The organism is Cryobacterium zhongshanensis (genome assembly GCF_022760445.1).
Taxonomy (GTDB): Bacteria; Actinomycetota; Actinomycetes; order Actinomycetales; family Microbacteriaceae; genus Cryobacterium; species Cryobacterium algoricola.
Genome location: NZ_JALGAR010000011.1, coordinates 1 through 24634, shown reverse-complemented (window position 1 = coordinate 24634; position 24634 = coordinate 1). Strand labels below are relative to the sequence as shown.

Here is a 24634-nt window from a genome sequence, read left to right as displayed (position 1 = left end):
TGTCCCCGCCAATGACCGTGATCAGATACGGCTAATCGACAGAAGCGTCAGTGAAGGAAAGTACACATGATTGCGGATCTCGGCAACGAGTCGGACAAAGCGTCCCCCACCGTCCTTGAGCGTCTGAAAGAGAGCAGGGCGCCGAAGAAGGAGGACGATGGCGACGACCGTGATGAGGACGATGCACCCTGCCGCCATCAGAGCGCACCCCACCGCGCAGTCCGTGCCGCAGGTATTGAGCGCCGACAGCGGGCCCACCCGATCTACCGACGCCGCTAAGACGTTGTCGGCAACAGCCGGGGTCTCGCCACTGTGCGCCGAGAATTGTGTGACTCCGGCGGCCGCTCCCTGAACACCGTCATGGGCATCGAGCATCGAATGCAAGGCGAGCAGGCTAACCAGTACGCCAACGAGGGCCAGCGAAACGGCGAGGGCACGACTCAGAGCGCGTGGTCGGGAACCGGGAATGCCGGAGCGTCCAGACATGCGCGACTCTCCTCTCCCGTGTCCGCGTCGCCGGCGAAAGACCGGTACATACCCCCCTAGCGTACGCGGGGAACACGCGGCCAGCTGGCAACTTCCTGAGTCGGGCGGTAGTGACCCGACCTCCTGTACCATAGGGGGGTATACCCACTCGGGCGATGGAAGGCAAACAGTCATGACAAACGTGAGCGAAACACCCGCGGCTGCGGAGCTCCATAGTGGACCACACGGCTACATCTCCAACAAGGACGACTACCTGAAGCGGCTGCGTCGCATCGAAGGCCAGGCACGCGGACTCCAAGGCATGGTCACTGACGAGAAATACTGCATCGACATCCTCACCCAGGTGTCGGCGATGACGAGCGCGCTGCAATCCGTGGCTCTCGGACTCCTGAACGACCACCTCAACCATTGTGTGCTCGACGCTGCAGTGCGCGGTGGGGACGAAGCGGAGGCCAAAATCAAGGAAGCCTACGACGCCATCGCCCGCCTGGTGCGTTCGTAATCGTCGCATCGTGGTACCCCTAAGGGGTATAGTGGGAATATACCCCGTTGGGGTAATCGAAGGGACATATCACTCATGAGCGAAACCACAGTAAACGACCTGGGCCTGACCGACGCATCGTGCGCCTGCGGGACACACGCTCATTCCTCGATCAATCAGGCCGACGCCTCGTGCGCCTGCGGGACACACGCTCATTCCTCGATCAATCAGGCCGACGCCTCGTGCGCCTGCGGGACACACGCTCATTCCTCGATCAATCAGGCCGGCACCTCCTCCGCCTGCGGGACACACACTCACTCCGGGGCCAATCAGGCCGCCACTCCGGCCGACGGGGCGACGAACACCTTTCAGGTTCTGGGAATGACGTGCTCACACTGTGTGGCCAGCGTCACGAAGGAAATCGGAAAGTTGGCTCGCCCTGAGGACGTGACCGTTACCCTCGTCCCCGGCGGAGTCTCCCTCGTCACTGTTGTCGGCGCCCCGCTCGATCGCACGGCTGTCGCCGCGGCCATCGACGAGGCCGGCTACGAGTTAGTCGCTGAGTCCTGATGAGCGGCGTCCGGATGGGCGGCGAACACGTCGACCTTCTTGTCGGCGGGATGACGTGCACCTCGTGTGCTGCGCGCATTGAGAAGAAGCTCAACCGCATGCCCGGGGTCGAGGCCACGGTGAACTATGCGACCGAGAAGGCCAGCGTCTTTGTGCCGGAGGGCACGACCGTAGCGCAAGCGATCGCCGTGATCGAAGAAACCGGATACACGGCCGAACGCCCGAAACCGCCGGAGGCAGTTGCCGACGAGGCCCCGAGCCAGCAAGACCGAGACGTCGCCAGTCTCCGCCAACGACTGATCGTTTCCACGATCCTGGCAGCGCCGGTCGTCGCGATGTCGGCAATTCCGCCGCTGCAGTTCATCAACTGGCAATGGCTCGCCCTGACCCTGGCCGCGCCCGTCGCCGTCTGGGGTGCCTGGCCGTTCCACCGGGCCGCGTGGACGAACCTACGGCACGGTGCGGCCACGATGGACACACTGATCAGCATCGGGGTGCTTGCTGCCCTGGGCTGGTCGTTCTTCGCGCTTTTCTTCGGCACCGCGGGCATTCCCGGTATGACCATGGCATTCAGCTTCACGGCCCGAGCTGATGGTGGCGCGAGCGAGATCTACCTCGAGGTCGCATCCGCGGTCACCGTCTTCATCCTCGCTGGACGCTACTTCGAAGCACGCGCCAAAAAACGATCCGGCGCGGCACTCCGTGCGCTGCTCGAGCTGGGAAGCAAGGAAACCGCACTCCTCAGCGACGGCGTCGAAACCATCGTGCCGACCTCCTCGCTCATCGTCGGTGACCTGTTCGTGGTGCGCCCGGGCGAGAAGATCTCCACGGATGGCGTCGTGGTCGAGGGCGTGTCAGCGATCGACGCGAGCATGCTCACCGGCGAAGCCGTGCCCGTCGAGGTCGGTCCGGGCGCCGTCGTCGTCGGGGCTACCCTCAACTCGGGCGGACGGCTCGTCGTCCGGGCAACCCGGATCGGCGCCGACACCGAACTCGCCCAACTCGGGCGCCTCGTCGAGCAAGCTCAGACCGGCAAAGCGGACGTCCAACGCCTGGCGGATCGGGTATCCGCGGTGTTTGTGCCCATCGTGATCGCCCTCGCCCTGGGCACTCTCGTGGTCTGGCTGAGCCTGGGCGCCGGACCGGTCGTCGCTTTCACCGCCGCCGTAGCCACGCTCATCATCGCCTGCCCGTGCGCACTCGGGCTGGCCACCCCGACGGCCCTGCTCGTCGGAACCGGGCGCGGCGCGCAGCTCGGCATCCTGATCAAGGGCCCGCAGGTCCTGGAGTCGACCCGGCGTGTCGACACGATCGTGCTCGACAAGACGGGCACTGTGACCACCGGGCAAATGACCCTGGTCGCGGTCGTACCAACCGGCGCCCTCAGCGAAGATGAGCTTCTCGGCTTCGCAGCCGCCGCAGAAGCGGGCTCCGAACATCCGATCGCCCGCGCCATCGTTTCCGGCGCACGTGACCGGATCGCGGTACTTCCCACGGCGGAATCGTTCCAGTCCGCAGACGGCCTCGGAGTACAAGCTGTCGTCGACGGCCGGACCGTCTTGGTCGGCCGCCCGCAGTGGCTGACTGACCACGCCGCCATCGCTTTCCCGCCCGAACTAGCCCACTCCCTGGCCGCCTGTGAGAATCAAGGCCAGACGAGTGTCGCCGTGGCCTGGGACGGGGTGGCCCGCGGCATCCTCGCCGTCGCCGACACCGTCAAGGACACGAGCGCCGCCGCGATCACAGAATTCCGCCGTCTCGGCCTGACCCCGGTGCTCCTAACCGGGGACAACGAGACCGTCGCCCGCAGCGTCGGTACCCTGGTCGGCATCGACGACGTGCGCGCCGGCGTGCTCCCCGCCGAGAAGGCCGAGGTCATCCGCGCGTTGCAGGCCGAGGGTCGGGTCGTGGCCATGGTCGGCGACGGCGTGAACGACGCCGTCGCACTCGCCACCGCCGACCTCGGCATCGCGATGGGCACCGGAACCGACGTCGCGATCGAGGCGAGCGACCTCACCCTGATCCGCAGCGACCTCGTCGCGGCGGCGGATGCGATCCGGCTGTCCCGGCGCACGCTCGGCACGATCAAGGCGAACCTGTTCTGGGCCTTCGCCTACAATGTGGCCGCGATCCCGCTCGCGATGCTCGGCCTGCTCAACCCCCTGATCGCCGGCGCCGCGATGGCGCTGTCCTCGGTCTTCGTGGTGAGCAACAGCCTCCGGCTCCGCGGATTCCGCGGGCTTGACGTGGTCATCGACCCCTCCCTCTCCACGAGTACGGCACCGGAGCGGTCCACTACCCACGCCTGATGGCCGGCGCAGCAACAGAGTGATCGGACGATTTCAGACCGGTGCGGCACCGCTCGACTTGACGGGTGGTGCCGCACTGTCACGGATAACAAGAAGCGGACCGTCCGAGATAAATCCTCGCCCGAGGGAACCCGCTATCACCCCCTCCAGTACCAAGAAAGCACGATTGCCCAGGCCAGCGAAGTCTTGTTTCACTGTCGTCAGCGCGGGACACCACAACGCCGAAAGCGGATGGTCGCCGAAACCGACGACACTGACCTCGTCAGGGACAGATCTTCCGCCTTCGGCGAGACCGTGCATGACTTCCATGGCGAGAACGTCACTGCCACAGAAGACCGCCGTGACGTCAGGCGAGCGAGCCAGCTGGCGCCCAATGGCGCAGCCCGAGTTCGGTTCTTCACTGGAGTGAATGACCTCCGGAATCGCGGCCCCCGCTGCACGCAGGGCACGGCGCCAGCCCACTATCCGCTCGTCCTCATTCGGCGAGGCGCGAACGCCCACACAGCGCACCGTCGTATGACCGAGCCCCAGGAGGTAGGCCACGAGTTCCTCCGCTGCTCCAGAGTCATGCAGCGGAACGTGCGGAACGACCGTTTCGGGCGATCCTGCCACAGTGACCGTGAAGATTCCTGCTGGGATTCGGTGGAGTGTGGCAACCCCTGCCGGATCGGAAGTGAGCACGATCACACCCGCAATTGCCTGGTCAAGGACGAGCGACAGAGACTGATCGATGCTGTCGTCGTCGGCACCGCCGAGCGCGGTGAGGCTCATGAGGTAACCCGCTTCTCGGGCACTCTCCTCGATGCCTCGGATGATCTCCGCTTGTTCGAAGGTCAAGGTGGTTCCGGCCAGTACCGCAACAATGCTGGCACGGCGGCTTGCCAAGGAACGGGCTGCTGAGTTCGGCCGGAAACCGAGTTCGTTAACCGCGGCGCGAACCCGCGTCAGCCTGTCGTCACTGACGCGTGCGGACCCATTGAGAACACGAGACACAGTCGCGATGGAAACTCCGGCCAGTCGAGCCACGTCATCGACTGTTGGATTGCTTGCGTTGCTCTGGGACATTAGGCCCCCACTTTAGGTCACACAAATCCAAGAACGCGCGCCAGCTCACTCAGGGAACCGAGTTCACAGAGACCTCGGTGGTTATCGGGCCCCGACTCCGGGAGCCCGCGTTCCCGGCAGCCGAATGGTGATTGTCGTTCCCGTTCCCGGCAGGGATGTCGCATCGACGGTGCCACCGTGGCCGGCGACGAGTTCGCGGACCAGGGCCAGCCCGATCCCCGAGCCGGAGACCCGGGCGGCGTCCCGGCCGCGCCAGAGCCGGTCGAAGATGTGCGGGAGCTCGTCGGCGGCGATGCCGGGGCCGGTATCGCCGACGCTGAGCACCGCCCGGCCGTCGTCGATCGCCACGGCCACGGTCACGGAATCGCCCGGCCGGCAGTACCGGGCGGTATTGGCCAGCAGGTTTCCGACGGCCTGGTGCAACCGGTCGGCGTCTGCGCGCACCCAGGCCGAACCGGACGGCTGCGCGGTGACAGTGAGGCCGGCAGCCCGCAGCCGCGGCTCCCATTCGGCCAGAGCGTCGCGGGCGACCTGAGCGAGGTCGACGGTGGCCAGGTGCAGTGACGGGCCAGCCGTCTCGACCGCCGACAGTTCGGCCAGGTCCGCGACAATGCGTCCCAGCCGCAGCGACTGGTCATGCAGCCCCGCAAGGCTTTCGGGTGTCGGCTCCACGAGGCCGTCGCGCAGTTCTTCGAGCCCGGCCTGCAGGGCCGCGAGCGGAGTGCGGAGTTCGTGGGCGACATCCGCGGTGAGGGTGCGCCGATCACGATCGGAGCGAACGACCGCATCGGCCATGCCGTTGAACGCGGACGCAAGCTCGCCGAGCTCACCCGGAGCCGGCCCGGCGGCACGAGCCTGCCGGTCACCGGTCGTGAACGCCCGGGCAGCATCCGTCATGGCCCGGATCGGGCGCACGAGCAGCCGCGCGACGAACCAGCTCACGCCGAGCGCGATCACGAGGGCGGCGACGGCGGCGACGGCGATCCAGGACCAGGTGACGTCGAACACGGTGGTCCCGGCCATCATTCCGAACGTCATCCGGACCGTGCCGACCTGGGTGCCGTCGACCATGACCGCCGCCGAGGCCACGGTCTGGCGCATCGCCGAGCCCATCCCCATGTCCTGCCCGTCGGTGTTGCCGCCCATCATGCCACCGCTCGACTGGATAGGAGTACCCGTCATGTCCACGACCGTGAGACCGGCTGATGCGGCGTCCCCGATTGCGAGGGTGCGGCCCAGTTCTGCGGTGGCCCAGTCTCCGGCCGATCGATAAGCATCGGCGGCTGCTGCGGCCGCGGAGTCCGCGATCTGCTGGCGGTCGGCCTGTTGGGTGACTTGCACGCCCCGATCCACCCCGACCAGCGCGGCGACGCTGAGCACGAGCACCGACGACACGGCCACGAGTGTGAACGCGAGCAGGAGCCGGCGGCCCAGGGAACCGAGGCCCAGGACCCTCATGAGGGGTCGTCCTGGCGGAGCGCGAGTCGATAGCCGACGCCGAGCACGGTCTCAATGATGTCGGCACCGCCCGGCCCGAGCTTGTGGCGAAGATTCTTGATATGGGAATCAATAGTGCGCTCATACCCGGGGTATTCGTAGCCGCGCACGCGGTTCACCAGCTCATACCGGGAGTAGACCCGCCCGGGAGCCGCGGATACGGCCGCTAGGAGTCCCCATTCGGTGGGGGTCAGGTCGAGCGCTGCGCCGTCGAGCCACGCCTGGTGGGCACTGTCATCGATTCGCAACCGTCGGTCGCCGTAGCTTTTCGGCCCGGTCGTGGTCGTCGAACCGCCATACCGGTGCAACACGGCCTGCACGCGCAGCACGACTTCGTGGGGGCTGAACGGCTTCGTCACGTAGTCGTCGGCGCCGAGTTCCAGCCCCTGGATGCGGTCCTCCGTTGTGCTGCGCGCCGTGAGAACGATCACCGGGAGGGTCCCGAGAGTGTGGATTTCCCGGAGGATGTCGGTGCCGTCGATATCGGGCAGGCCCAGATCGAGAAGCACCAGCTCGCACGCAGACAGAAGCCGCAGCGCCTCTGCTCCCGAAGCTGCCGTGAGCACCGAGAACCCGGCTCGTTCGAGGTAGCGACGGAGGATGTCGCGGATATCACGCTCGTCCTCGACGACCAGCACGGTGGGCATACCTCACCCTAACGCCCGTCATTCGGGCAGAGACTCCGTCGCCGCAAACCTCCACACCATCTCCACACGCACGCCAGCCCATCTGCACACCAGACGCGCAGAGTGGGGAACATCAACCCACTCGTTGGAGGAGAAACATCATGAGCAGGAACACACTCATCGCCACCGCGATCGCCGGCGCGGTCGCGACGATCGTCGGTCTCACCGGGCTGTCCGTCGGTGCCGTCAGCGCCATGAACGGTGGAACGCCAGATTTTGGTACGGCGGGCGGATCATCCTGCACCACACCACAGCTTGCTGGCACCGTCGTGAACGTGTCGCTGCGGAACATGGGCGGTTCCATGATGGGAGGCAACAACGGGATGATGGGCGGCAACACCAGGAACGGGATGATGCCCCGCGGGGCCATGAATCTGAGCCTCGACCGGTCCAGTGTCAGTTCAGGAGCTGTCTCCTTTGTCGCCACCAATTCCGGCAGCATCAGCCACGAGCTCGTCATACTTCCGCTCGCGGATTCGCAAGTCGCGGGCAGCCGGTCGATCTCCGGCGGGAACAAAGTCGACGAAACTGCGAGCCTAGGCGAGGCCTCGGCCACGTGCAACGCCGGTGAAGGTACCGGTATCGCTCCGGGCAGCGCCGGTTGGGTGACCCTCGACCTCGCGCCGGGACGCTACGAAGTCATCTGCAACTTGCCGGGCCACTACGCCGCCGGGATGTATGGGGAACTAACCGTGTCGTGACAGCGATGGATCCAGCAGGATCCCAAGCATTTTCCGAGCAGTCGAAATCAAACAAACGAAGGAGACAAAATGATGTGGGGCAACGGAATGAACATGGCGTGGGGTTGGCCGTTTGGAATCCTGGTCATCGTGGGCATAGTTCTACTGATCATTTGGGCAGTCCGATCTACTGGCGCCTCGACACAGCGCAACGATCAGCGGGTGGCACCATTGCCCCCTGCAGGAGTCGTGCAGCCGAGCAAGGCTCGTCAGATTCTGGACGAGCGCTTCGCCGCCGGAGACGTGACGGCAGACGAATATCGGGCACAACTGAAGGTGCTCGGCATTCCGTCGGGCGGAGTTGACGACGGCAATAGTAGAGAGCAGTAGACAAAATCAGGCCAAGCCCCTCGGCGGTCGTCCAGACGGCTGCATAGTGTCGCGCGGCCGAGTGGTATTCGCCAGCGAACCGGCCCCGATCTCTACCTTAATCTGTCGTCCGTGCCCACATTTTGCCCACACTTGTCGGAAATCACCCTGATTTACAACGTGCCACAGTGACCGAAAAACGTTGAAATTACGCGGAATTTAGCCCTGTGCGAGGCTCCGACTGGGCTGTGACTAGGGTTCGAATCCCTCAAGGGGCACAGCGGAGTCGGGAGCTTTCGTGGATTGAACCGATTCCCCCTGGAGGGGAGTGGCGTCATGTTCGAAACTCGAGGTCGACAAATTCGTCGCGCCGTGGCCTTAGGAAGAGAACGCCAACACCGTCCGGGCGATACTAGGCGTCGAAGAAATCGCCCGGATGGCATACCTCAAGGGGCGACCCTTGCCTGCGGATGCCCAGCGGCCCGGGCCGAGGCACGATCGTTGACCCGTCGCGATCTCGGCCAGCAGTCAGCCACACCGGCAGCGCCAGCTTCGCCTGAAATACGCCTGAGTGACCGCTTCGAATTCGAAACTCGGAACTGCCACGCCTCTTGCAGATCGAGGCGGCGCACCTTTGTTGCGATGGCGGAGGTGGGCGCGGTGACGGTGTCGATGCGGGTGATGAGTGCGGGGGATGGGTACAAGTACCTGCTGCGCACAGTCGCCGCCGGTGACGGGAAACGCTCGCTGTCGACGCCGCTGACACGCTACTACACCGCGGAGGGAACACCGCCGGGTCGGTGGATGGGCGGGGGCCTCCGGAGTCTCGGCGGGGGTCTCATCGTAGAGGGTGGCGTCGTCAAGGAGACGCAGCTGCAGCTTCTGATCGGGTTGGGCCGCGACCCGGTCACCGGCGAGGCCCTTGGGCGCGCCTACCCAGTCTATGGGACTGCCGCAGACGGACCTTCGGCCGCTCGAGGTGAGAGTGGTCGCGAGGCCGGCCCCACCGGGCGAGCGTCGGTCGCCGCGGCATCCGCTGGCGACCAGTCGGGAGCGGGGCAGCGGCGAGCCGTCGCTGGCTACGACTTCACGTTCTCGATTCCTAAGTCGGCGAGCATCCTCTGGGGCATTGCAGACGCACCCACGCAAGCGCTCATCGCGGAGGCACACCATGCGGCGGTTGCCGAGGTGCTGGCCTATATGGAGCGGGAGGTTGCGGCTACGAGGACCGGGTCAACGGCGCAGGGCGGCGCCGTTGCGCAGGTCGATGTAACCGGCTTGATCGCGACGGCATTCGATCACTTCGACAGCAGGGCTGGCGACCCTCATCTGCACACGCATGTGGTGATCAGCAACAAGGTGCTGACCGTGCTCGACGGCAAGTGGCGTTCACTCGACGGCCGGCCGATGCACGAGGCCGTGGTGGCGCTCTCCGAACTGCACGAGACCCTGTTCGCAGACGCTCTCACGCGATCCCTGGGCGTGCAGTGGGAGATGCGGGAACGGGGGCGAGATCGCCACTTGGCATGGGCGATCAGCACTGTTCCCGAGGCTCTCGTCGCGGAGTTCTCGATGAGGTCGCGGCACATCGACGTCGAGACCGACCGGCTGATCGAGGCCTACGTAAGCCGGCACGGTCGTCGTCCGAATCCAGTGATGATCGTGAAGCTTCGCGCGCAGGCCACGCTCTCCACCCGACCCGTGAAGCAAGTGCACTCGCTTGCAGAACTCACCGCGGCGTGGCGAGAACGCGCCGCGCGGGTACTCGGGGGAGACATCACGACGGTAGTGAGCGCGGCATCCGCGAACCGATCAGTGTTGGTGTTGCGAGCTGAGGACGTGCCGCTCGAGGCAATCGACGCGCTCGGGCTGAGCGTGATGAGGACGGTCAGCGAGAAGCGCGCAACCTGGCGGCACTGGAATTTGACGGCCGAGGCGGCGCGCCAAACGATGCCGCACCGTTTCGCGTCGGCCTCCGATCGCGAGGCTGTCATCGGGCGCGTTGTCGATGTCGCCGAGCGCGCGTCGTTGCGGATCACGCCATCCGAGCTTGCGTCGAGCCCGGCCGCATTCCAACGGGATGACGGCACGTCGGTCTTCCGGCCGAAGCACTCCATGGTGTTCACCTCGACCGAGCTGCTCGACGCCGAGTCTCGGTTGCTCGAGCGCGCCGGCGATCTGACCGGGCCTCGTGTCGCGGCGGCAACGCTGCGATCGGCTGCGCGCACGCGGTTGCCTGGTGGGGGAGTGCTTGCTGAGGACCAGTTTGCGGCTCTGGCAACGATCACCGGCTCGGGCCGAGTGCTCGATGTGCTGGTGGGTCCGGCCGGCGCTGGCAAGACGACCGCGATGAATGCGCTTCGTCGGGCGTGGGAGACAGCGCAGGGTTCGGGCTCCGTCGTCGGGCTCGCTCCCTCGGCCGCCGCCGCTCAGGTGTTGTCCGAGGACCTCGGCATCACCACCGAGAATTTGGCGAAGTGGTGGCACAACCATCTCGTCAACGGAGCAACGTTCAGTGCCGGTCAGCTCGTGATCATTGACGAGGCATCCTTGGCGGGCACCTTGTCCTTGGACCGCATCAGTGCTCTCGCCGCGGATGCCGGCGCGAAGGTTCTCCTGGTCGGCGACTACGCCCAGCTCCAATCAGTCGACGCGGGCGGCGCGTTGTCGTTGCTCGTTCATGATCGGGCCGATGCGCCAGAACTCGTCGACGTACACCGCTTCGTCAACGACTGGGAGAAGACGGCATCCCTCGGACTTCGCCAGGGGAACCCCGAGTCGATCGACCTGTACCTTGCGCACGACCGGGTGCGCGAGGGCGACACCGAGGCGATGGCGGAGGCGGCGTATGAGGCCTGGCGCGTAGACGCCCGAGCTGGCCGAGTGACGGTTCTGATCAGCGACTCGACCGAGGCGGTGATGGCGCTGAACGTGCGCGCCCGCACCGAACTGATCCTCGAAGGTCGTGTCGATGCGCTCCGCGAAGTCGCTCTCCATGACGGGACCTGCGCGGCCGTCGGGGACACGGTCATCACCCGCCGTAACGATCGCGGGCTTCGCGCGGGCCGTACCTGGGTGCGCAACGGCGACCGGTGGGCCGTGATCGGAGTTGACCGGAACGGTTCGGTCGAGGTGCGGCGGCACGGCCGACGGTGGGGGAGCACGGTGCGGCTTCCCGCCGAGTACGTCACGCGTCACGTCGAGCTGGGCTACGCGATCACCTCCCACCGCGCGCAGGGCATCACGACCGACACGGCGCATGTCGTCGTCGCGCCCGGCATGACGCGGGAGAATCTCTACGTCGCGATGACCCGAGGTCGCGAGGCCAATTCCGCCTACGTCGCCGTCGATCGACCCGATGTCGCCCACGTCGGGCCTCGCCCCGGCGACAATGACGATGCGAGCGCGCGCAGCATCCTCTACGGCGTTCTGCAGCATGTCGGTGCAGAACTATCCGCACACGAGACGATCACGGCAGAGCAGAATGCGTGGGGATCGATCGCGCAACTCGCGGCGGAGTACGAGACCCTTGCGGCGGCCGCGCAGCACGATCGGTGGGTGTCGCTGGTGCGCGCAAGCGGCCTCTCACCTGGCCACGTTGACGAGGTCATCGAGTCGGATGCGTTCGGGCCGTTGACCGCGGAGCTCCGGCGAGCCGAGGCCCACCACTTCGACATCGCGAACCTGTTGGCACGTGTTGTTGCGGCCCGTGGATTCGAGGACGCACAGGACGTCGCGGCCATTCTTCGAACCAGAGTCGCGTCGGCGACCGCGCGAGATTCCGGGGCGGGTCGCTCGCGCCGGATACCGCGCCTCGTTGCCGGGCTCATCCCCAAGGCGATCGGCCCGATGGATGCGGCCTCTCGCCGCGCCCTCGACGAGCGCAGTGACCTGATCGAAGCGCGAGCGAGCGCCGCACTCGACGAAGCGCTACTCACGGGGGATACCTGGACCCGGGCCCTCGGCGTTGCGCCACGAGGATCGGTGGCCGCCGCATGGCGACTGCACGGATGCACCGTTGCGGCCTATCGGGACCGCTACGGCATCGTGGGCGGGAGGCCGCTCGGTCTGGCGCCGGAAGCGACGGCACAGAGACTCGACTTCGCCCACGCTCGAGCCGCACTCGACGCTGCCCCGCATCTCGCAGAAGAACGCCACGCCTACGATGGCCCCAGACCTACTGTCGCAGCAGGGCTTCCGCCCGCCAGCATCCGGTTCTAGACTATTTCTAGGCGATCCATATAACGCGCCATCGCTCGTCGCGATGGCATGACTCCCGCCTATCGGGCAGTCCTCTCAGGTTCTTGTTGCCGAACACCTGAAAGGCTGCAGCATGTTCGGACTCATCTGGGCAGTCACCGCCCGCATGCACTACGCACTGCGACGGTTCATGCCAACAAACATCGTGCTCGACGCGATCCACACTCGCCACGGTCTCAAGTGGGGAGTGCCGGCGATGCTGCTCGCGATCCCGTACTCACTCGCTGCGATGTTCTGCGCAGGGGTGGTCGAAGCCGGCGGCTCGGGCTGGCTCAATGTGCTGTCGCTGCTTTTCGTATGGAACGCGCTCAAGTTCCTTTTCGCCGGACCGGTGACGCTGATCGGGCTGCTTCGAGTGCGCAGCGGTGAAGCCCGGGCGCAGCGGCACGCGATGTCGGCCGGGGTCCACGGAAGCATCGAACCTGGGATCGAGCTCGAGAGACTCGAGGAACCGGCGCTGTCATCGAGGCGCGGCTGAGTCCGGTCTGTTTGACAGCACGGGCGGCGGCCCTTGGACACCTCCGTCCGGCCAGTCACCGTCGGCGCACCTCCTATTCGCGGCAGGATGGGCTCAAACATGTCTACCGTAGGAGGCTTCACTGTGATGATTCCGCAGGAACAGTTCGACGATCTGCTCAGTCGTGCCGCGCTTGCCGCGCTCTTCTACTATCCGGAGATCGTGGTCGATGACGACGACTACAGCCTCCAGAAGGACATCGCGTATTGCATGGAGCCCGTCTCCGCGATCGCCCTCGAGGACGCCGAACGCCTCCGTACCGCCATCGGGCACGTGATCACGAACCCCACCGCGCATCGCTCCGAACTCCTCGCCCTCGTCATTGAGCTGGCACCGCCACCGATCGAGTAGCAGGGGTCATGAACGTTCCATCCGCCGAGAACGCCTCGCCGTTGAAGAAGTTGGCGGACCAGCCGCGTGCCAACAATGACTCTAAGGACGAGGCGAGTCAACAGGCTCACCTTGATCGCCAAGCCGAGAAAAGGCGCAGGTGGGTGGAGGCCAACCGTGACCGGCTCCGCGACTTGAATCGACGCTGGCGGGCTGAGCACCTCGAGCGTGCCCGAGAAATCAATCGCGACTCAATGCGTCGAGCCACGCTACGCAAGAAACGAGAGTCTGAGGTCCGTGCTCGGGGGCGAGAGCGTGCGAAGCGCTGGCGGGAAGAGCACCCCGAACAGGTGCGCGAGTACCAACGCCGGTGGGTGGAGGAGAACCGGGGCAAGGTCAGGGAGTACTACAACCGCTACTACGCGAAGCACCGCGACGAGGTGAACGCCCGAGCCGCAGCCCGACGGGATGCCGACCCCGAGCGCACCAAGCAGGCACGCAAACAGTGGGCCGAGCGCAACAAGGAACGCCTTGCTGAATCGCAGCGAAGCCGTCGCGCCGACCCCGAGACCTACCAGGCCGAACTCGCCGCCAATGCAGCGGCAAGACGCCTCAAGCGCACGCTCAGCCGGGCCGGACTCCCGCCGAAACAAGTCCATCCGGTCACCGCCGCCGAGCGCCGCGCCAACGAACGCGAAGCTGACGCCTACTTCGGCGATCACGCTCTGCCCGAGCACCTGCGCCAGTTCACCGTGTTCGCCGAATCGCTGACGGAGCACATGCTGAAGAACGGTGCACGGATGCGGGAATTCGCGGGGGCCTACCTGGCGACCAGGGCGCGCATGGGGCTTGCGTCGGTCCCGGTCGACAATATCGTCTACGCCCGAGCAGTTGAACTAGTCACCGAACGCCTGCGTCGCGTCGATTTGCTGACCAGCCGCGATGTCGCAGCAGCCGTGCGGAGCACGAAAGCAGTGGTTCGGCGCGAAGAGCGGCAACAGCAGTTCGACCGCCTGGTGAAAACGGTCGTGGCGCATGTGCACCGCAACAGTGCTCGGCTCGGCTCCAATGCGGAGATGGAGAACAGGGCAGGGGCTCAACGGGGAAGGCCGCCTGTACCTCTCGAGTCACTGGTCGTGCGGCTCGCGATGCAGGAGGTCATTGAGCGCGTGCCCACGAACAGGCTGACGATCGAGGATGCTCGGAACGCTGCCCGCGCCGCGAAGCTGCACATGGTGATGTCATTTGAACCGCATGTGGGAACCGCCGAGTATCGCATTCAACGACGGCCGTACGGATAGTTAAGCGGTGGCGTGCCAGACCGAGATGTCACCCGGGGCAATACGTGCGCGCCGAAACGTGCTTGATCAGGTTCATTACCTGCTCTTGTGGTGTCTCAGAACTAACGGTGCGGATCGGAATTCGCCCAGGAGGATATGTGACGTGGTTATGAGACTCGCAGCCACGTGGTTCCGCCGATTCTGAGGAGGAACGGTGGCGGCCGTGAGACGTCTTGTATCCCCGGCTTTACGAGACAGCGAATGGTGTCAAACGTGCACGCCTTCCAATGCTTCGTGACCAACCGCTCCTGAGGGCGTGCGTTAATGAACGCGTCCACAGCCCTGTGTTGGGTTTCTGGAACCTCACCGGATGAGCGTCCGCGACAGGCGAGGCTCGAATTTGTCACTTATGGGTGTGGTTCTCGTGTTCGGCGTGGACGGCGCGCTCGAGCTGGAAGGTGGAGTGTTCGACGGAGATCTCGAAATGTTCAGCTACGCAATTCTGTAGGTCATCGATGATCGTTGAGGCGTGCCCATCGTAGAAGCATTCGTCGTCAACGACGACGTGTGCGGTGAGAACGGGCAGGCCCGTTGCGATTTGTGTCGCGTGGAGGTCGTGCACTGCCCGGACATGCGGGAGTTCCAGGATGTGGCTCCGCACCGAGTCGAGGTTCAGCCCTCTCGGCGTGGATTCCAGCAGTACGTCGACCGTTTCTCGGAGGAGTGTGAACGTCCGCGGTAGAATGAGTACGCCGATCAGCATGGCGACCACGGCATCCGCGCGCGTCCATCCTGTCATCGCGATCACGATCGCCGCGACAATTACGGCCACGGATCCGAGGGCATCATTGACAACTTCGAGGAATGCTGCGCGCAGGTTGAAGCTTGAGTCTCGGCCGCTGGCGAGGACCGTGATCGAAGCGATGTTCCCGACTAATCCGATGACGCCAAAGACGAGCAGTTGACCTGACGCAATTTCGGGAGGCGCGATGAGACGCTGAATACCCTCGACGAACACGAAAATCCCGACCGCCAGAAGAACAGCCGCCTGCACGGTAGCGGCGAGCACTTCAGCCCGGGCATAACCCCACGTCCGGCGGGCCGTGGCGGCACGCGTAACGAGAGTTGCCGCTACAAGAGCGATTAGGAGCCCGCCTGCATCGACGAGCATGTGGGCCGCATCGATCAGCAGGGCCAAACTACCGGTGAGGATAGCGCCGATGACTTCTGCGACCAGGATTGTCGAGGTGATTCCGAAGGCGATCGCGAGTCGTCGGCGACCGGAAGCGCCGGCAAGGGCGTGGTCGTGCTCTGTCATATTCGTCTCCGCCGTTGCTTTGTGGGCACAATCACCAATGGTCATCCTAGACTGTATAGTCACTACATGCTGACTATTGCCTCACGTCTGGACGTGATGAACCGGATCGGGCGCGCGATGGCTGATCCCACCCGATCCAAAATCCTGTTGAGCCTGCTCGAGGAACCTGGCTACCCGGCGAAGCTCGCCCGAGAACTAGACCTTACCCGCTCAAACGTTTCGAACCATCTGAGTTGTCTTCGCGGCTGCGGCCTTGTTGTCGCCGTGCCCGAAGGACGACAGACTCGGTATGAAATTGCCGACAGGCATCTGACCCGGGCGCTTCAGTCTCTGTTCGACGTTGTCCTTGCGGTCGATTGCGGCACGGCCTGCGTCGACGAGAATTGTGACCAGCCTCTCTGCTGCGGCAGGCTCGAGTGAGCGCCACGACGAACGGCCCTGGCGTCGTCCTCGATGTTGCCCGGAAACTGCTTCTCCAGCGTCGCATCCGCATTATTGTCGGCATCACAATCACCTACAACGTCGTCGAGGCGGTCATCGCCATTGCAGCGGGAAACGTGGCGTCGTCGGCCGCGTTGATCGGCTTCGGGCTCGATTCGATCGTGGAAGTCCTGTCCGCCGTCGCGATCGCATGGCAGTTCGCCGCTCCGGATCCGGAGAAACGGGAAAAGGTGGCGCTGCGCGTAATCGCATACGCCTTCTTCGCCCTAGCGGCCTACGTCATCGTCGAGGCCGGGTCGTCCCTCTTCGGCCTCCGTGAAGCCGCACACAGTCCGGTGGGCATCGTTCTTGCCGCCGTGAGTCTTGCGGTAATGCCGTTCCTGAGCTGGTTCGAACGTCAAACCGGCCGCGAACTGGGGTCCGCGTCGGCGATCGCCGATTCGAAACAGACCCTCATCTGCAGCTACCTCTCCGCAGCTCTCCTCGTGGGCCTTGTGCTCAATTCCCTGCTGGGTTGGGCCTGGGCCGACTCCATCGCCGCTCTCGTGATCGCGGCCTTCGCTATTCGTGAAGGCCTCGAAGCGTGGAAGGGTGAGAGTTGCGCGGTCCCGATCAGCGCACTTACCGGGGAGCGGGTCATCGAGGACGACCACTGCTGCTAGCCAGCGACTCTGAAAGCGGAAGACACCGGACGGACTAAGGCACAATCCGCGTCACGGTTGGATGTCGTTGATGCGGCGGTAAAGCGTAGTGCGGGACATGCCAAGATCCCGGGCCACCTGTGAGGGTTGTTCGCCGGATTCGATGAGTCGGAGAGCATTGCGGATCTGGTGCTCGGTAAAGGTCTTCCGACGACCGCCGCGGCGTGTGCTCGAAGAACGCCGTTTGAAGACGCTTTCGCGGATGCGTTCCCGGGCCACCTCTAATTCCATCCCGGCGACGGCAGTCAGAACCGTGAGGACTGTGTTCCGTCCCGAGGCGCTGGAGTTGTCTGTGGACTCGCTGATGTCGAGGACTCGGAAGGCTGCCCCGTTAGCACGGAGCGTCCCAGTCAGCGCCAAAAGGTCGGAGGTAGAGCGTCCCAAGCTGGCCAGCGTGGTGATGACGAGAGTGTCGCCCTCCCGAAGGGTGCCGATCGCACGCTCCAGGAGGGAGTGATCTGTGCGAGCGCCACTGACGCCATGGTCGACATAGAGGTCGTCCGGCCGGACGCCCGCAGCGGCGAGGTCTCGTACTTGGTGGTCGGTCTCCAGGGCCTGCGGTGAAACTCGGGCATACCCGATCAGTGTGCCCACGTTCGGCCCTTCGCTACCTGCCGTTGAGGGTTTCGCGACGCTGCCGATACTCGTTCTCATCGATTTCACCGCGTGCGAAACGTTCGTCCAGGATGGTTCTGGCCGAGCTGGGTCCGGCGCTATTGTCCTGCTGAGGGCGATCTCCATGGAAGAGCCGGTAGATGGCAAACGCCAGGGCAACGATTCCCCCGATGGCGAATATCCACGCGAAGATCATCCATGGTCCTGTCCAGCCCATCCCGCCGTAACCCATCATGTTGTGCTCACATTCTCTTGACGTTCATTCGTGGAATTGGTGTTCTCTGGCGACGCTGCAGGTCAGGACACCTTGCCCGGTCCGTCCAGGCCTCCGGTGCAGGGGGAGCCGGGTTCGGGAGCGGTTGCGGCGCCCCTGTATTTGGCGATGAATGCCGCGAGTCGGGGATCGGCCGGGTCGCTGATGTCGAGCTGCGTGCCCCAGGCCGATGCGACGATCGACGATGGAAGCCCCGCGAACGGAGACAGGATCGCGTATGTCGAAGGGATCTCCTTGCGCAGAGCCGCGAGCTGATCACCCGTCACTTTTAAAGCGTCATAGGTGACCCACACGGCGCCGTGCTCGAGCGAGTGCACTGCGTTTTCGTTGGGGACGTTCTCGGAATACACGCCACAGTTCAGGAGCGTGACGGAATGGTCTCCGCCCACCGGCGGCAGCGGATTGTATTTCACCGTGCCGGTGACGTGCTGGGAAGTCTGCTTCGGGAAGGTCTGCACGCCGTCAACGGACGCCGACGTCGCCGCGTTCTTGGGGGCGCCGGTGGTTGTGACGACGAGAACGATGACGAGTACGACGATCCCTGCAGCGGACCAGGCTGCGGCGATTCCGATCTTTCGGTTCCGCTTCGCTTTGGACTGTTCACGCTTGAGGGCGGCGACTTTTTCTGCCCGACGCACGGCTCGTTGCTGCTTGACTGAGGCCGGCGGGGCTCCGTGACCTCCGCCAGCTGAGTGGTCGTCCGAGTGTGGGGGTGTTTCACGAGCCATGTCAGCTGTCCTTCGGGTCAGGTGAAATATACCCGATGGTGTCCTGTAGCGAGGTGAGTTCGGCTCGGGCGGCCTGAATGTCCGCTTGGACGTCCGACGCCGGCTTAGCGCAGCAGCCGGCGTCGGACGGGGCGGTTCGGCTGCGCAGCATGGGGCGCATGCAGAACCGCCAGGTCAGCGCCGCGGCAACGACGGTTGCGACCAGGGAGATCAGAATGGGGATCACGCGGTCGGTCCAGTCCCGGGGTGGCGTTCGTCGAATGCCGCGGCCTGGGGGCGGAGGGCGGCCACTTCGGCGCGCAGGCGGGCGAGTTCCTGTTCTTCAGGACCGTGGACGGTCTTGCCGTGGCCGCGTCCGCGCATCATGAACCACATCATCAGGCCCATCCCGACGGGGCAGATCAGGGCGGGGAGTATGTAGAGGAATTGCTGCATGTCAGGATCCTTCTGGTTGGTTTGATTCGGTGGTTTCGATCATGGTGGTGAATTTCCGCCGGAGGGCGCGGGTCGACAGGCGCCCGTGCGCGATCAGCCGGCCGTTAGCGACGAGCCCGGGGGTGAAGGCCAGCCGCTGCTCACGGGCGATCGCACGGCCGGTGTCACTGTTCACGTCGACCTCGTCGATCTGGAGGGCGAATTCGGCGGACAGTTCGGCAAGCACTCGTTTTCCCGCGATACAGGAGGGGCAGTCGCTTTGAGTGAGCAGGGTCAGGGCGATCATGACGTCGTATCGGTCTTCAAGTCGAGAAGAAGTTGGTCGACGGGTACGAACATCGTGTACTTCGGAGCCCCGCCGTAGTCGGCGCGCCATTTGATGGTGCCGTCGGGGCCCACGAGGATGAAGCTGTGGCCATCAGTGTTGGTGCCCATCATGCCGAATTCGTTGGCTTGGTACTTTTTAGAGGTGACCAGGTCGGGGTCGGATAGGACTGGGGTTTTCAGGCCCATGTCGGTGGTTTTCCGGGCGATTTGCTGGGCCGGGTCGGTTGTGATGGACACGACGGCGTCGATTCCCGCGGCCTGGAGCTTCGCGGCGTCCGTTTCCAGGCTGGTGATCTGGGTCCAGCATGGTTCGCAGGCCAGGCCCTCCTGAAAGAAGAGCAGCACGTTTTTGCCGGAGTAGTCGGCGAGGGAGATCTTCCCGCCGGAGTTGTCGGCGAGGGTGAAGTCGGGGGCGCGCTGACCGATGCCGGGGGTTCCGACGTCGTAGGTGGACTGCGTCGTCGTGCCGGCGGCTGCAGTCTTCGGGGTGTTCGCGCTGGCGAAGACGCTGTAGAGGCCGGCGAGGACGATGCCGGCAATCAGGAGCCCGGTGATCCAGCCGAACCAGCCGGGGCGGCGCGATCGGGCTGCGGGAGCCTTTTGCGTGTTTTTGGGGGCGGAACTCATTTGGTGGTGTCCTGTCCTGTGAGTGTCGGGGTTTCGGGGGCTGCATCGCTGCAGCAACTGGAGTCAGATTCTGTTGGTTCAACCGGCTCGCCGGTCGACGCCCGGCTTGGTTCCTGGGGTTTGGGTTCGGTGTGGTGGGTGGCGCGCCAGACGAAGTAGCCGATTCCGGCAACCAGTACGATCGCGACGGCCCAGCCGGGAAGCCAGGCGAGCGCTTTGGTCGCGACGGAGACACTGTGTTGGAGGTCGGCACCGAACTGGGCGAGCCAGCCGCCGGAGGTCATGCCGGGTCCGACGGCGGCCTGGATATAGGTGAGGATGGCCATCACGATGAGCAGGACGGCGGAGGCGAAGCTACCGACGGCGAGCTTGCGGCTGAACCGACCCACACGCAGGGTGATCTGGCGTCCCTGCAACCACTTGCTTGAGCCCCAGTCCTTCCGATCCCAGACCAGCGCGAGAACGGCGAGCGGGGCGACCATTCCGGCCACATAGGTGAGGCCAACGGCCAGTGCCGCGGGGAACGAAGCCGTTGCGCCGGAGAGAACCGCTACGCCGATCAGTACCGGAGCGCAGCACGAGCTGGCCGCGCCGGAGAACACGCCGAGTCCGTAGACCGAGGCGAGGCCGTGGCCGGCGGGAACGCGGCGGGCGAGCATCGGAAGCTGCAGCTTCCAGCCGAACAGCATCGCAATCCCTCCAATCAGCATCGCCGTGGCGGCGATCGTGAAGACGATCGCGTGCTGGCCGGAGATCAGGCCGATCAAGGCCGTTGCTCCCAACCCGATCGGCACGATGATCGTGGCGACCCCGGCAGCGAAGACCAAGGTCGCCCCCACGATGCCGGAACGCCGCCTCATGCCCGACGCCAGGTAGGCGGGCAGCATCACCGACACGCAACAGGGAGCCAGCAGGGCGACCAGGCCGCCCAGAAAGGCGGCGAGCAGAGTGCCGCCGAACAGTAGATTCTCCATTTATTCTTCGCCTTCACCCGGGCCGCGTCCTGCGCGGACATTCACCTATCCTCCTAAGGAGATTAGGTGATTGGGATGCGATTGTCTAGTTGGCGTGTCGAAGCTGAAAGTCAGCTGGAGAAGCGAGCCTCGTCCATGCTGTCGACGGCACACGGGGCATGCGCAGCAGGCGTTGCCGGCGCAGGCGCGCTGCCGGATCTCGGAGAAAGAGATGCCGACAGGCTGGTTGCCGGCTCGGCGGGACACAACGCGTGATCTGCGCTTGTGACGGCCGGCCAGCCGAGGGCTAGTCCGGGCGCGATCAGCAGGAGCGCGATCGCTACCGACACTGCACACACGGGGAAGCGGCCCACTGACTGGCGCGGGGGAAGGAGCCGGCGAACCCGGGCCGCAGCCCCAGGTCCTGCCGCTCCGAGTGCGACGGCCGGCACCGCGTGCGGAGGCACGGCTACGACGGCCAGCAGCGCCGCCGCGACCGTGAGCCGGTGGGTTCGTTCAGCCGCGACATCGTCGGCACGAAGTTCAACCAGGCGGGCCGTCTCCCGCGCAGCCAGCCGGAAAGGCGGGAGCCCGTGAAAGGCCTGCGACAGTGCCACGGAGAATGCCAGGGCGAGGTCATGCCGTTCAGTGAGGTGTGCGCGCTCATGGGCCAAAACCGCGACGAGTTCTTCGTCGGTCAAGGCATGCAGTGCGGCCGTGGTGACGACGGTGCGCCGGTGGAGTCCCGGCATGCAGTAGACGGCCGCTTCCGCCGATTCGAGGATGACGAAGTCGCGATCAATATCCGGGCGCCCGACCATGTCCAGAACTCGACGATGTGCATTTCGCTCCCGTGACATCCGGGCGCCCGTAGAAGCCAGGCCCCAGAAACTGCGAGTGACAACAGTGCCAGCCAGCAGCGCCCCGCCGATACCGACGGCGGCTCCGGTCGGTGTCGAATACTGCTGCTGCAGCGCCATTGCGCAGGCCTGCAGGACCTCGATGAGGCCCTTCCCGCCGAGGCCTGCGATGGGAATCGCAAAGGACAGGCCGGCGAGTGCGAGAGAACCCACGACCGCGACCGTCAGGGCCTGCCAGGTCGCGATAGCCAGCCGGGGGGCGCGATCAACCCAGTTCGCTCGCAGCAGGAGAGGGGGTACGGCGACGGAGAGCGTGATCGCATAGAGGGTCAGAGTGATCGCGACAATCACGGCTGCGGCTCATTCTCATGCGCAGCGGCAAGCAGACGGCGGAGTTCTGCTGCTTCGTCGTTGGGCATTTCGTCGACGAAGCCCACGAGTGCTGCCGCCCGGTCGTCGGCGAAGGACAGCGCCTCGCGGATGAGTCCGGACACGTAGTCGTCCCGGGTGGCCGCGGGACCATAGCGGAATGCGCGGCCGTCCCGTTCCTTGCTGAGCCAGCCCTTGCGATTGAGGATCTCGGTGACCGTTTGAACGGTGTTGTAGGCGAGCCCGCGATTGAGTCTGTCGAGGATTTCCCGTACCAGGAGCGGGTTCTCGGCCTGCCAGACCTCGTTCATGATCGCGTTTTCCAGATCACCGAACTTCGCCATGGTCGAGCCCCTTCAAAATGTTGGTGTAACTCGCGAACGGACCAGAAAAGGAAGGTCAATCTAATCCTAGTCACCTAAGGGAATTAGGCGCAGCGGGGCCGCGGAGTGCCGATGACGCTCCGCGGCCTGCCGGCGGGTCGGTTACAGGGTGGCGAGGATGTCCTGCATCTGCTTGATCTGAGCCGTCTGGTCGGCAATGATCTTCGTGGCCAGCGCCTGCGCGTCCGGGTTCTGCCCGTCCTTGAGCTCGACGTTGGCCATGTCAATCGCGCCCTGGTGGTGCTGGATCATCTGCTCGAGGAACAGCTTGTCCGCTGCCGGACCGGTCGCAGCGTCCAGCGCGGCCATGTCCCCATCGGTCATGGAACCGGAGCTCATGTCCATTCCGGGCATGTTGGTGGCGGTCGCACCCCACGCTGTGACCCAGGAGCTCATCATCGTGATCTCCGGCCCTTGGGCCGCCTTGATCTGCTCGGCAAGAGCGGTGACGCGAGGATCGACCCCGGTCTTGTCGAGCATGGCCTGGGCCATGGTGATCGCCTGCTGGTGGTGGTCGACCATCGGCATGGCGAACGAGACGTCGGCATCATTGAACGCCGCTGTCGATGCGGCGGGGGCGGAGGATGCAGATGCATTGGCGCCGCCGGCCGTGGTGGCGCCGGCCGAGCACGCGGACAGGGCGATGGCTGCGGCGAGTGCGGTGGCGGCCAGGAGGGGAATGCGAAGGGAAATCATGGGGAATCCAATCTGTCGAACAAGGGGTGTGATTCTGGTCCACGAGGGGAGATCCAGAGGTGAGGAACGTGCTCGCGGGCAGAGCGAGTCACGGAAAGGTCGGAAACGGAGACTGTGCGCCCGTGCCGGGTGGAAGCGCGCTATTAATCGTCGATCAGACGCGGCTGATTGAGAGGACCGTCAGCGAGGGTGGTCGCTGTAGAGGCAGGCGCCGCGCCAGAGCGGGGACTGTGCGCTCAGCAGAGCGGTCAACAACGACGGGAATTGCGTGCTGAGCTACAGAATTGGGGGAGTGCGCGATGGGGCCGGCAGTGCAGGCGGACCCTGTCATGAGGCAATCGGCGGTGCACATGCCGGGGCACGTCGACGGCAGGTGCGACGTCCCGTGGAAAGAGGCCAAGGCCGAATCGAGTTCAGAGTCCTCGGTGCTTGCGGCTGAAGGGCCCGAGTGCGCAGCAAGCATGGCGTGGGCATGTGGTGAGGCTTCGGATTCGACCGCCATTTCCGCATGCATCGCCACTAAGCCGAAGACAACGGCTGCAAGGGAGAGGATTCCGAGGAGCGCACGGCGCAGCCGCGCGGCCGGGAATGCGCGCACACTTGCCTGGGCTTCCACCACGCTGTCCCCTTTCTTTCCGTCGCCTGCTTCCCGTCGCGGTTCGGACGTGGCAATCCTCACACTGTAGCCAACGGATGCTCCCGGTGGCCTGAGAGAGCCGACCGAATTCCCCGAAGAAAGGCCCAGCTTCGCAACGCGTAGTGGAGCGCCCCGTTGCTTCATCAAGGTGGTCGCATGCACGCGGATACCCTTAGGGGGTATAGGATGGTGGGTATCGGCAGCCGGGGACACAGCGAACCGGCGCCGAGCACTATCTATGTTTCAGAGAGGATCGTTCGAATGAGCCAGTCGACCGAAACCACGATCATGCAAGTACGGGGCGTGGGGTGGGCGTCATCCAAAGCCGTCGCGGATGCGGTCCTGTCGCGACGCCCCGGCGTGCTGGGGGTTGACACGAACGTCGTCGCGCAGACGGCGACAATCACTTTCGACCCGAGGCAGACATCGGTCGATGACCTCGCCCGATGGGTGCGCGAGTGTGGATACCACTGCGATGGGAAGTCCGTGCCCGATCACATCTGCGACCCGCTGGCCGCCAGCAGTGCCTCCCCGGACCAGATCGTGGGCCGTGCAAATCCCGCGGTCACGGCGCCAGGACACCCCAGCCCGACACGAGACATCACTCAGCCGCCCTCGGATGCCCATACCGTGCGCGCGGCAACTCCGACTCGGACGAAGCAGGACGCCATGGGGCACGGCGGCGGCCATGGCTCCATGACGATGTCCAGCATGATCCGGGATATGCGTAACCGGTTCCT

Annotated in this window: 28 protein-coding genes; 12 read left to right on the top strand and 16 right to left on the bottom strand. The window is 65.0% G+C overall.

Annotation, left to right across the window (positions count from 1 at the left end):
- Nucleotides 1-21: 21 nt before the first annotated feature.
- Entirely contained in the window at nucleotides 22-486 is a 465-nt protein-coding gene (locus tag MQH31_RS20440) for a hypothetical protein (protein ID WP_243013590.1), read from the bottom strand.
- Nucleotides 487-658: 172 nt separating this feature from the next.
- Between MQH31_RS20440 and MQH31_RS20435 the strand changes: the two genes are divergently transcribed.
- The 3 genes from MQH31_RS20435 (at nucleotide 659) to MQH31_RS20425 (ending at nucleotide 3846) form a co-directional block, all read left to right on the top strand.
- Nucleotides 659-988, top strand: a complete 330-nt coding sequence (locus MQH31_RS20435; protein WP_372488200.1) for a metal-sensitive transcriptional regulator — start codon at nucleotides 659-661, stop codon at nucleotides 986-988.
- A gap of 75 nt (nucleotides 989-1063) precedes the next feature.
- Nucleotides 1064-1537 (top strand): heavy-metal-associated domain-containing protein, encoded by a 474-nt coding sequence (locus MQH31_RS20775; protein WP_279239375.1) that lies wholly within the window; start codon nucleotides 1064-1066, stop codon nucleotides 1535-1537.
- Nucleotides 1537-3846 (top strand): heavy metal translocating P-type ATPase, encoded by a 2310-nt coding sequence (locus MQH31_RS20425; RefSeq protein WP_243013588.1) that lies wholly within the window; start codon nucleotides 1537-1539, stop codon nucleotides 3844-3846. Before MQH31_RS20775 ends, MQH31_RS20425 begins: the two co-directional genes overlap by 1 nt.
- A gap of 33 nt (nucleotides 3847-3879) precedes the next feature.
- On the opposite strand, the gene MQH31_RS20420 is transcribed toward MQH31_RS20425, so the two are convergent.
- From MQH31_RS20420 to MQH31_RS20410, 3 genes are all read right to left on the bottom strand, one after another.
- Complete coding sequence (locus MQH31_RS20420) at nucleotides 3880-4911, bottom strand: LacI family DNA-binding transcriptional regulator (protein ID WP_243013587.1); 1032 nt, start codon at nucleotides 4909-4911, stop codon at nucleotides 3880-3882.
- An 81-nt stretch (nucleotides 4912-4992) separates the two neighbouring features.
- On the bottom strand, nucleotides 4993-6369 hold the full coding sequence (locus tag MQH31_RS20415) for a HAMP domain-containing sensor histidine kinase (protein ID WP_243013586.1): 1377 nt from the start codon (nucleotides 6367-6369) through the stop codon (nucleotides 4993-4995).
- Nucleotides 6366-7055, bottom strand: coding sequence for a response regulator transcription factor (locus MQH31_RS20410; RefSeq protein ID WP_243013585.1), 690 nt, complete (start codon nucleotides 7053-7055; stop codon nucleotides 6366-6368). Before MQH31_RS20410 ends, MQH31_RS20415 begins: the two co-directional genes overlap by 4 nt.
- A gap of 140 nt (nucleotides 7056-7195) precedes the next feature.
- Here MQH31_RS20410 and MQH31_RS20405 point away from each other — a divergent pair, with 140 nt between their 5' ends.
- The 6 genes from MQH31_RS20405 to MQH31_RS20380 all read left to right on the top strand — a co-directional run bounded on the left by MQH31_RS20405 (nucleotide 7196) and on the right by MQH31_RS20380 (nucleotide 14551).
- Nucleotides 7196-7795 carry a plastocyanin/azurin family copper-binding protein gene (locus MQH31_RS20405; protein WP_243013584.1) on the top strand — a complete coding sequence of 200 codons (600 nt, stop codon included), beginning with the start codon at nucleotides 7196-7198 and terminating at the stop codon, nucleotides 7793-7795.
- A 69-nt stretch (nucleotides 7796-7864) separates the two neighbouring features.
- Nucleotides 7865-8164, top strand: a complete 300-nt coding sequence (locus MQH31_RS20400) for an SHOCT domain-containing protein (RefSeq protein WP_243013583.1) — start codon at nucleotides 7865-7867, stop codon at nucleotides 8162-8164.
- Nucleotides 8165-8785: 621 nt separating this feature from the next.
- Entirely contained in the window at nucleotides 8786-12364 is a 3579-nt protein-coding gene (mobF, locus tag MQH31_RS20395; protein ID WP_243013582.1) for a MobF family relaxase, read from the top strand.
- Between the two features lie 169 nt (nucleotides 12365-12533).
- Nucleotides 12534-12881 carry a sulfate permease gene (locus MQH31_RS20390; protein ID WP_308196494.1) on the top strand — a complete coding sequence of 116 codons (348 nt, stop codon included), beginning with the start codon at nucleotides 12534-12536 and terminating at the stop codon, nucleotides 12879-12881.
- Nucleotides 12882-13004: 123 nt separating this feature from the next.
- A complete protein-coding gene (locus MQH31_RS20385; RefSeq protein WP_243013580.1) occupies nucleotides 13005-13271 on the top strand; it encodes a hypothetical protein in 267 nt (88 codons plus the stop codon).
- Between the two features lie 8 nt (nucleotides 13272-13279).
- Nucleotides 13280-14551: a hypothetical protein gene (locus tag MQH31_RS20380; RefSeq protein ID WP_243013579.1), complete on the top strand. Its 1272-nt coding sequence runs from the start codon at nucleotides 13280-13282 to the stop codon at nucleotides 14549-14551.
- Nucleotides 14552-14933: 382 nt separating this feature from the next.
- Here MQH31_RS20380 and MQH31_RS20375 read toward each other — a convergent pair whose 3' ends face one another.
- Complete coding sequence (locus tag MQH31_RS20375; protein WP_243013578.1) at nucleotides 14934-15848, bottom strand: cation diffusion facilitator family transporter; 915 nt, start codon at nucleotides 15846-15848, stop codon at nucleotides 14934-14936.
- Nucleotides 15849-15914: 66 nt separating this feature from the next.
- Between MQH31_RS20375 and cmtR the strand changes: the two genes are divergently transcribed.
- Together cmtR and MQH31_RS20365 are read left to right on the top strand one after the other, a co-directional pair.
- Complete coding sequence (gene cmtR, locus MQH31_RS20370; RefSeq protein WP_243013577.1) at nucleotides 15915-16268, top strand: Cd(II)/Pb(II)-sensing metalloregulatory transcriptional regulator CmtR; 354 nt, start codon at nucleotides 15915-15917, stop codon at nucleotides 16266-16268.
- Nucleotides 16265-16951: a cation efflux transmembrane domain-containing protein gene (locus MQH31_RS20365; RefSeq protein ID WP_243013576.1), complete on the top strand. Its 687-nt coding sequence runs from the start codon at nucleotides 16265-16267 to the stop codon at nucleotides 16949-16951. The genes cmtR and MQH31_RS20365 overlap by 4 nt, the downstream gene beginning before the upstream one ends.
- 51 nt (nucleotides 16952-17002) lie before the next feature.
- Here the strand turns inward: MQH31_RS20365 and MQH31_RS20360 are convergent, their stop codons facing one another.
- From MQH31_RS20360 to MQH31_RS20310, 11 genes are all read right to left on the bottom strand, one after another.
- Nucleotides 17003-17584 (bottom strand): recombinase family protein, encoded by a 582-nt coding sequence (locus MQH31_RS20360; RefSeq protein ID WP_243013575.1) that lies wholly within the window; start codon nucleotides 17582-17584, stop codon nucleotides 17003-17005.
- Between the two features lie 13 nt (nucleotides 17585-17597).
- Nucleotides 17598-17801, bottom strand: a complete 204-nt coding sequence (locus MQH31_RS20355) for an SHOCT domain-containing protein (protein WP_243013574.1) — start codon at nucleotides 17799-17801, stop codon at nucleotides 17598-17600.
- A 101-nt stretch (nucleotides 17802-17902) separates the two neighbouring features.
- Nucleotides 17903-18517: a thioredoxin-like domain-containing protein gene (locus MQH31_RS20350; protein WP_243013573.1), complete on the bottom strand. Its 615-nt coding sequence runs from the start codon at nucleotides 18515-18517 to the stop codon at nucleotides 17903-17905.
- A gap of 91 nt (nucleotides 18518-18608) precedes the next feature.
- Nucleotides 18609-18833 carry a hypothetical protein gene (locus tag MQH31_RS20345; protein WP_243013572.1) on the bottom strand — a complete coding sequence of 75 codons (225 nt, stop codon included), beginning with the start codon at nucleotides 18831-18833 and terminating at the stop codon, nucleotides 18609-18611.
- Nucleotides 18830-19042, bottom strand: coding sequence for a hypothetical protein (locus MQH31_RS20340; RefSeq protein WP_243013571.1), 213 nt, complete (start codon nucleotides 19040-19042; stop codon nucleotides 18830-18832). The genes MQH31_RS20345 and MQH31_RS20340 overlap by 4 nt, the downstream gene beginning before the upstream one ends.
- Nucleotide 19043: 1 nt before the next feature.
- Entirely contained in the window at nucleotides 19044-19328 is a 285-nt protein-coding gene (locus MQH31_RS20335) for a hypothetical protein (protein WP_243013570.1), read from the bottom strand.
- Complete coding sequence (locus MQH31_RS20330) at nucleotides 19325-19996, bottom strand: peroxiredoxin family protein (RefSeq protein ID WP_243013569.1); 672 nt, start codon at nucleotides 19994-19996, stop codon at nucleotides 19325-19327. The genes MQH31_RS20335 and MQH31_RS20330 overlap by 4 nt, the downstream gene beginning before the upstream one ends.
- A complete protein-coding gene (locus tag MQH31_RS20325; RefSeq protein ID WP_243013568.1) occupies nucleotides 19993-20970 on the bottom strand; it encodes a cytochrome c biogenesis CcdA family protein in 978 nt (325 codons plus the stop codon). Before MQH31_RS20325 ends, MQH31_RS20330 begins: the two co-directional genes overlap by 4 nt.
- Before the next feature lie 110 nt (nucleotides 20971-21080).
- Nucleotides 21081-22160, bottom strand: coding sequence for a M56 family metallopeptidase (locus tag MQH31_RS20940; protein WP_243013567.1), 1080 nt, complete (start codon nucleotides 22158-22160; stop codon nucleotides 21081-21083).
- Nucleotides 22157-22522 carry a BlaI/MecI/CopY family transcriptional regulator gene (locus tag MQH31_RS20315; RefSeq protein ID WP_243013566.1) on the bottom strand — a complete coding sequence of 122 codons (366 nt, stop codon included), beginning with the start codon at nucleotides 22520-22522 and terminating at the stop codon, nucleotides 22157-22159. The genes MQH31_RS20940 and MQH31_RS20315 overlap by 4 nt, the downstream gene beginning before the upstream one ends.
- A gap of 141 nt (nucleotides 22523-22663) precedes the next feature.
- Complete coding sequence (locus tag MQH31_RS20310; protein WP_243013565.1) at nucleotides 22664-23257, bottom strand: DUF305 domain-containing protein; 594 nt, start codon at nucleotides 23255-23257, stop codon at nucleotides 22664-22666.
- A gap of 898 nt (nucleotides 23258-24155) precedes the next feature.
- On the opposite strand from MQH31_RS20310, the gene MQH31_RS20305 reads away from it, so the two are divergent.
- Nucleotides 24156-24634 (top strand): cation transporter (locus MQH31_RS20305; protein ID WP_243013564.1); only part of this gene is annotated, 479 nt, incomplete at its 3' end.

Excerpts from the sequence above, each read along its gene's own strand:
- MQH31_RS20440 (WP_243013590.1), bottom strand. The coding sequence starts at position 486 with ATGTCTGGACGCTCCGGCATTCCCGGTTCCCGACCACGCGCTCTGAGT.
- MQH31_RS20435 (WP_372488200.1), top strand. The coding sequence starts at position 659 with ATGACAAACGTGAGCGAAACACCCGCGGCTGCGGAGCTCCATAGTGGA.
- MQH31_RS20775 (WP_279239375.1), top strand. The coding sequence starts at position 1,064 with ATGAGCGAAACCACAGTAAACGACCTGGGCCTGACCGACGCATCGTGC.
- MQH31_RS20425 (WP_243013588.1), top strand. The coding sequence starts at position 1,537 with ATGAGCGGCGTCCGGATGGGCGGCGAACACGTCGACCTTCTTGTCGGC.
- MQH31_RS20420 (WP_243013587.1), bottom strand. The coding sequence starts at position 4,911 with ATGTCCCAGAGCAACGCAAGCAATCCAACAGTCGATGACGTGGCTCGA.
- MQH31_RS20415 (WP_243013586.1), bottom strand. The coding sequence starts at position 6,369 with ATGAGGGTCCTGGGCCTCGGTTCCCTGGGCCGCCGGCTCCTGCTCGCG.
- MQH31_RS20410 (WP_243013585.1), bottom strand. The coding sequence starts at position 7,055 with ATGCCCACCGTGCTGGTCGTCGAGGACGAGCGTGATATCCGCGACATC.
- MQH31_RS20405 (WP_243013584.1), top strand. The coding sequence starts at position 7,196 with ATGAGCAGGAACACACTCATCGCCACCGCGATCGCCGGCGCGGTCGCG.
- MQH31_RS20400 (WP_243013583.1), top strand. The coding sequence starts at position 7,865 with ATGATGTGGGGCAACGGAATGAACATGGCGTGGGGTTGGCCGTTTGGA.
- mobF (WP_243013582.1), top strand. The coding sequence starts at position 8,786 with ATGGCGGAGGTGGGCGCGGTGACGGTGTCGATGCGGGTGATGAGTGCG.
- MQH31_RS20390 (WP_308196494.1), top strand. The coding sequence starts at position 12,534 with ATGCCAACAAACATCGTGCTCGACGCGATCCACACTCGCCACGGTCTC.
- MQH31_RS20380 (WP_243013579.1), top strand. The coding sequence starts at position 13,280 with ATGAACGTTCCATCCGCCGAGAACGCCTCGCCGTTGAAGAAGTTGGCG.
- MQH31_RS20375 (WP_243013578.1), bottom strand. The coding sequence starts at position 15,848 with ATGACAGAGCACGACCACGCCCTTGCCGGCGCTTCCGGTCGCCGACGA.
- cmtR (WP_243013577.1), top strand. The coding sequence starts at position 15,915 with ATGCTGACTATTGCCTCACGTCTGGACGTGATGAACCGGATCGGGCGC.
- MQH31_RS20355 (WP_243013574.1), bottom strand. The coding sequence starts at position 17,801 with ATGATCTTCGCGTGGATATTCGCCATCGGGGGAATCGTTGCCCTGGCG.
- MQH31_RS20340 (WP_243013571.1), bottom strand. The coding sequence starts at position 19,042 with ATGCAGCAATTCCTCTACATACTCCCCGCCCTGATCTGCCCCGTCGGG.
- MQH31_RS20335 (WP_243013570.1), bottom strand. The coding sequence starts at position 19,328 with ATGATCGCCCTGACCCTGCTCACTCAAAGCGACTGCCCCTCCTGTATC.
- MQH31_RS20330 (WP_243013569.1), bottom strand. The coding sequence starts at position 19,996 with ATGAGTTCCGCCCCCAAAAACACGCAAAAGGCTCCCGCAGCCCGATCG.
- MQH31_RS20325 (WP_243013568.1), bottom strand. The coding sequence starts at position 20,970 with ATGGAGAATCTACTGTTCGGCGGCACTCTGCTCGCCGCCTTTCTGGGC.
- MQH31_RS20315 (WP_243013566.1), bottom strand. The coding sequence starts at position 22,522 with ATGGCGAAGTTCGGTGATCTGGAAAACGCGATCATGAACGAGGTCTGG.
- MQH31_RS20310 (WP_243013565.1), bottom strand. The coding sequence starts at position 23,257 with ATGATTTCCCTTCGCATTCCCCTCCTGGCCGCCACCGCACTCGCCGCA.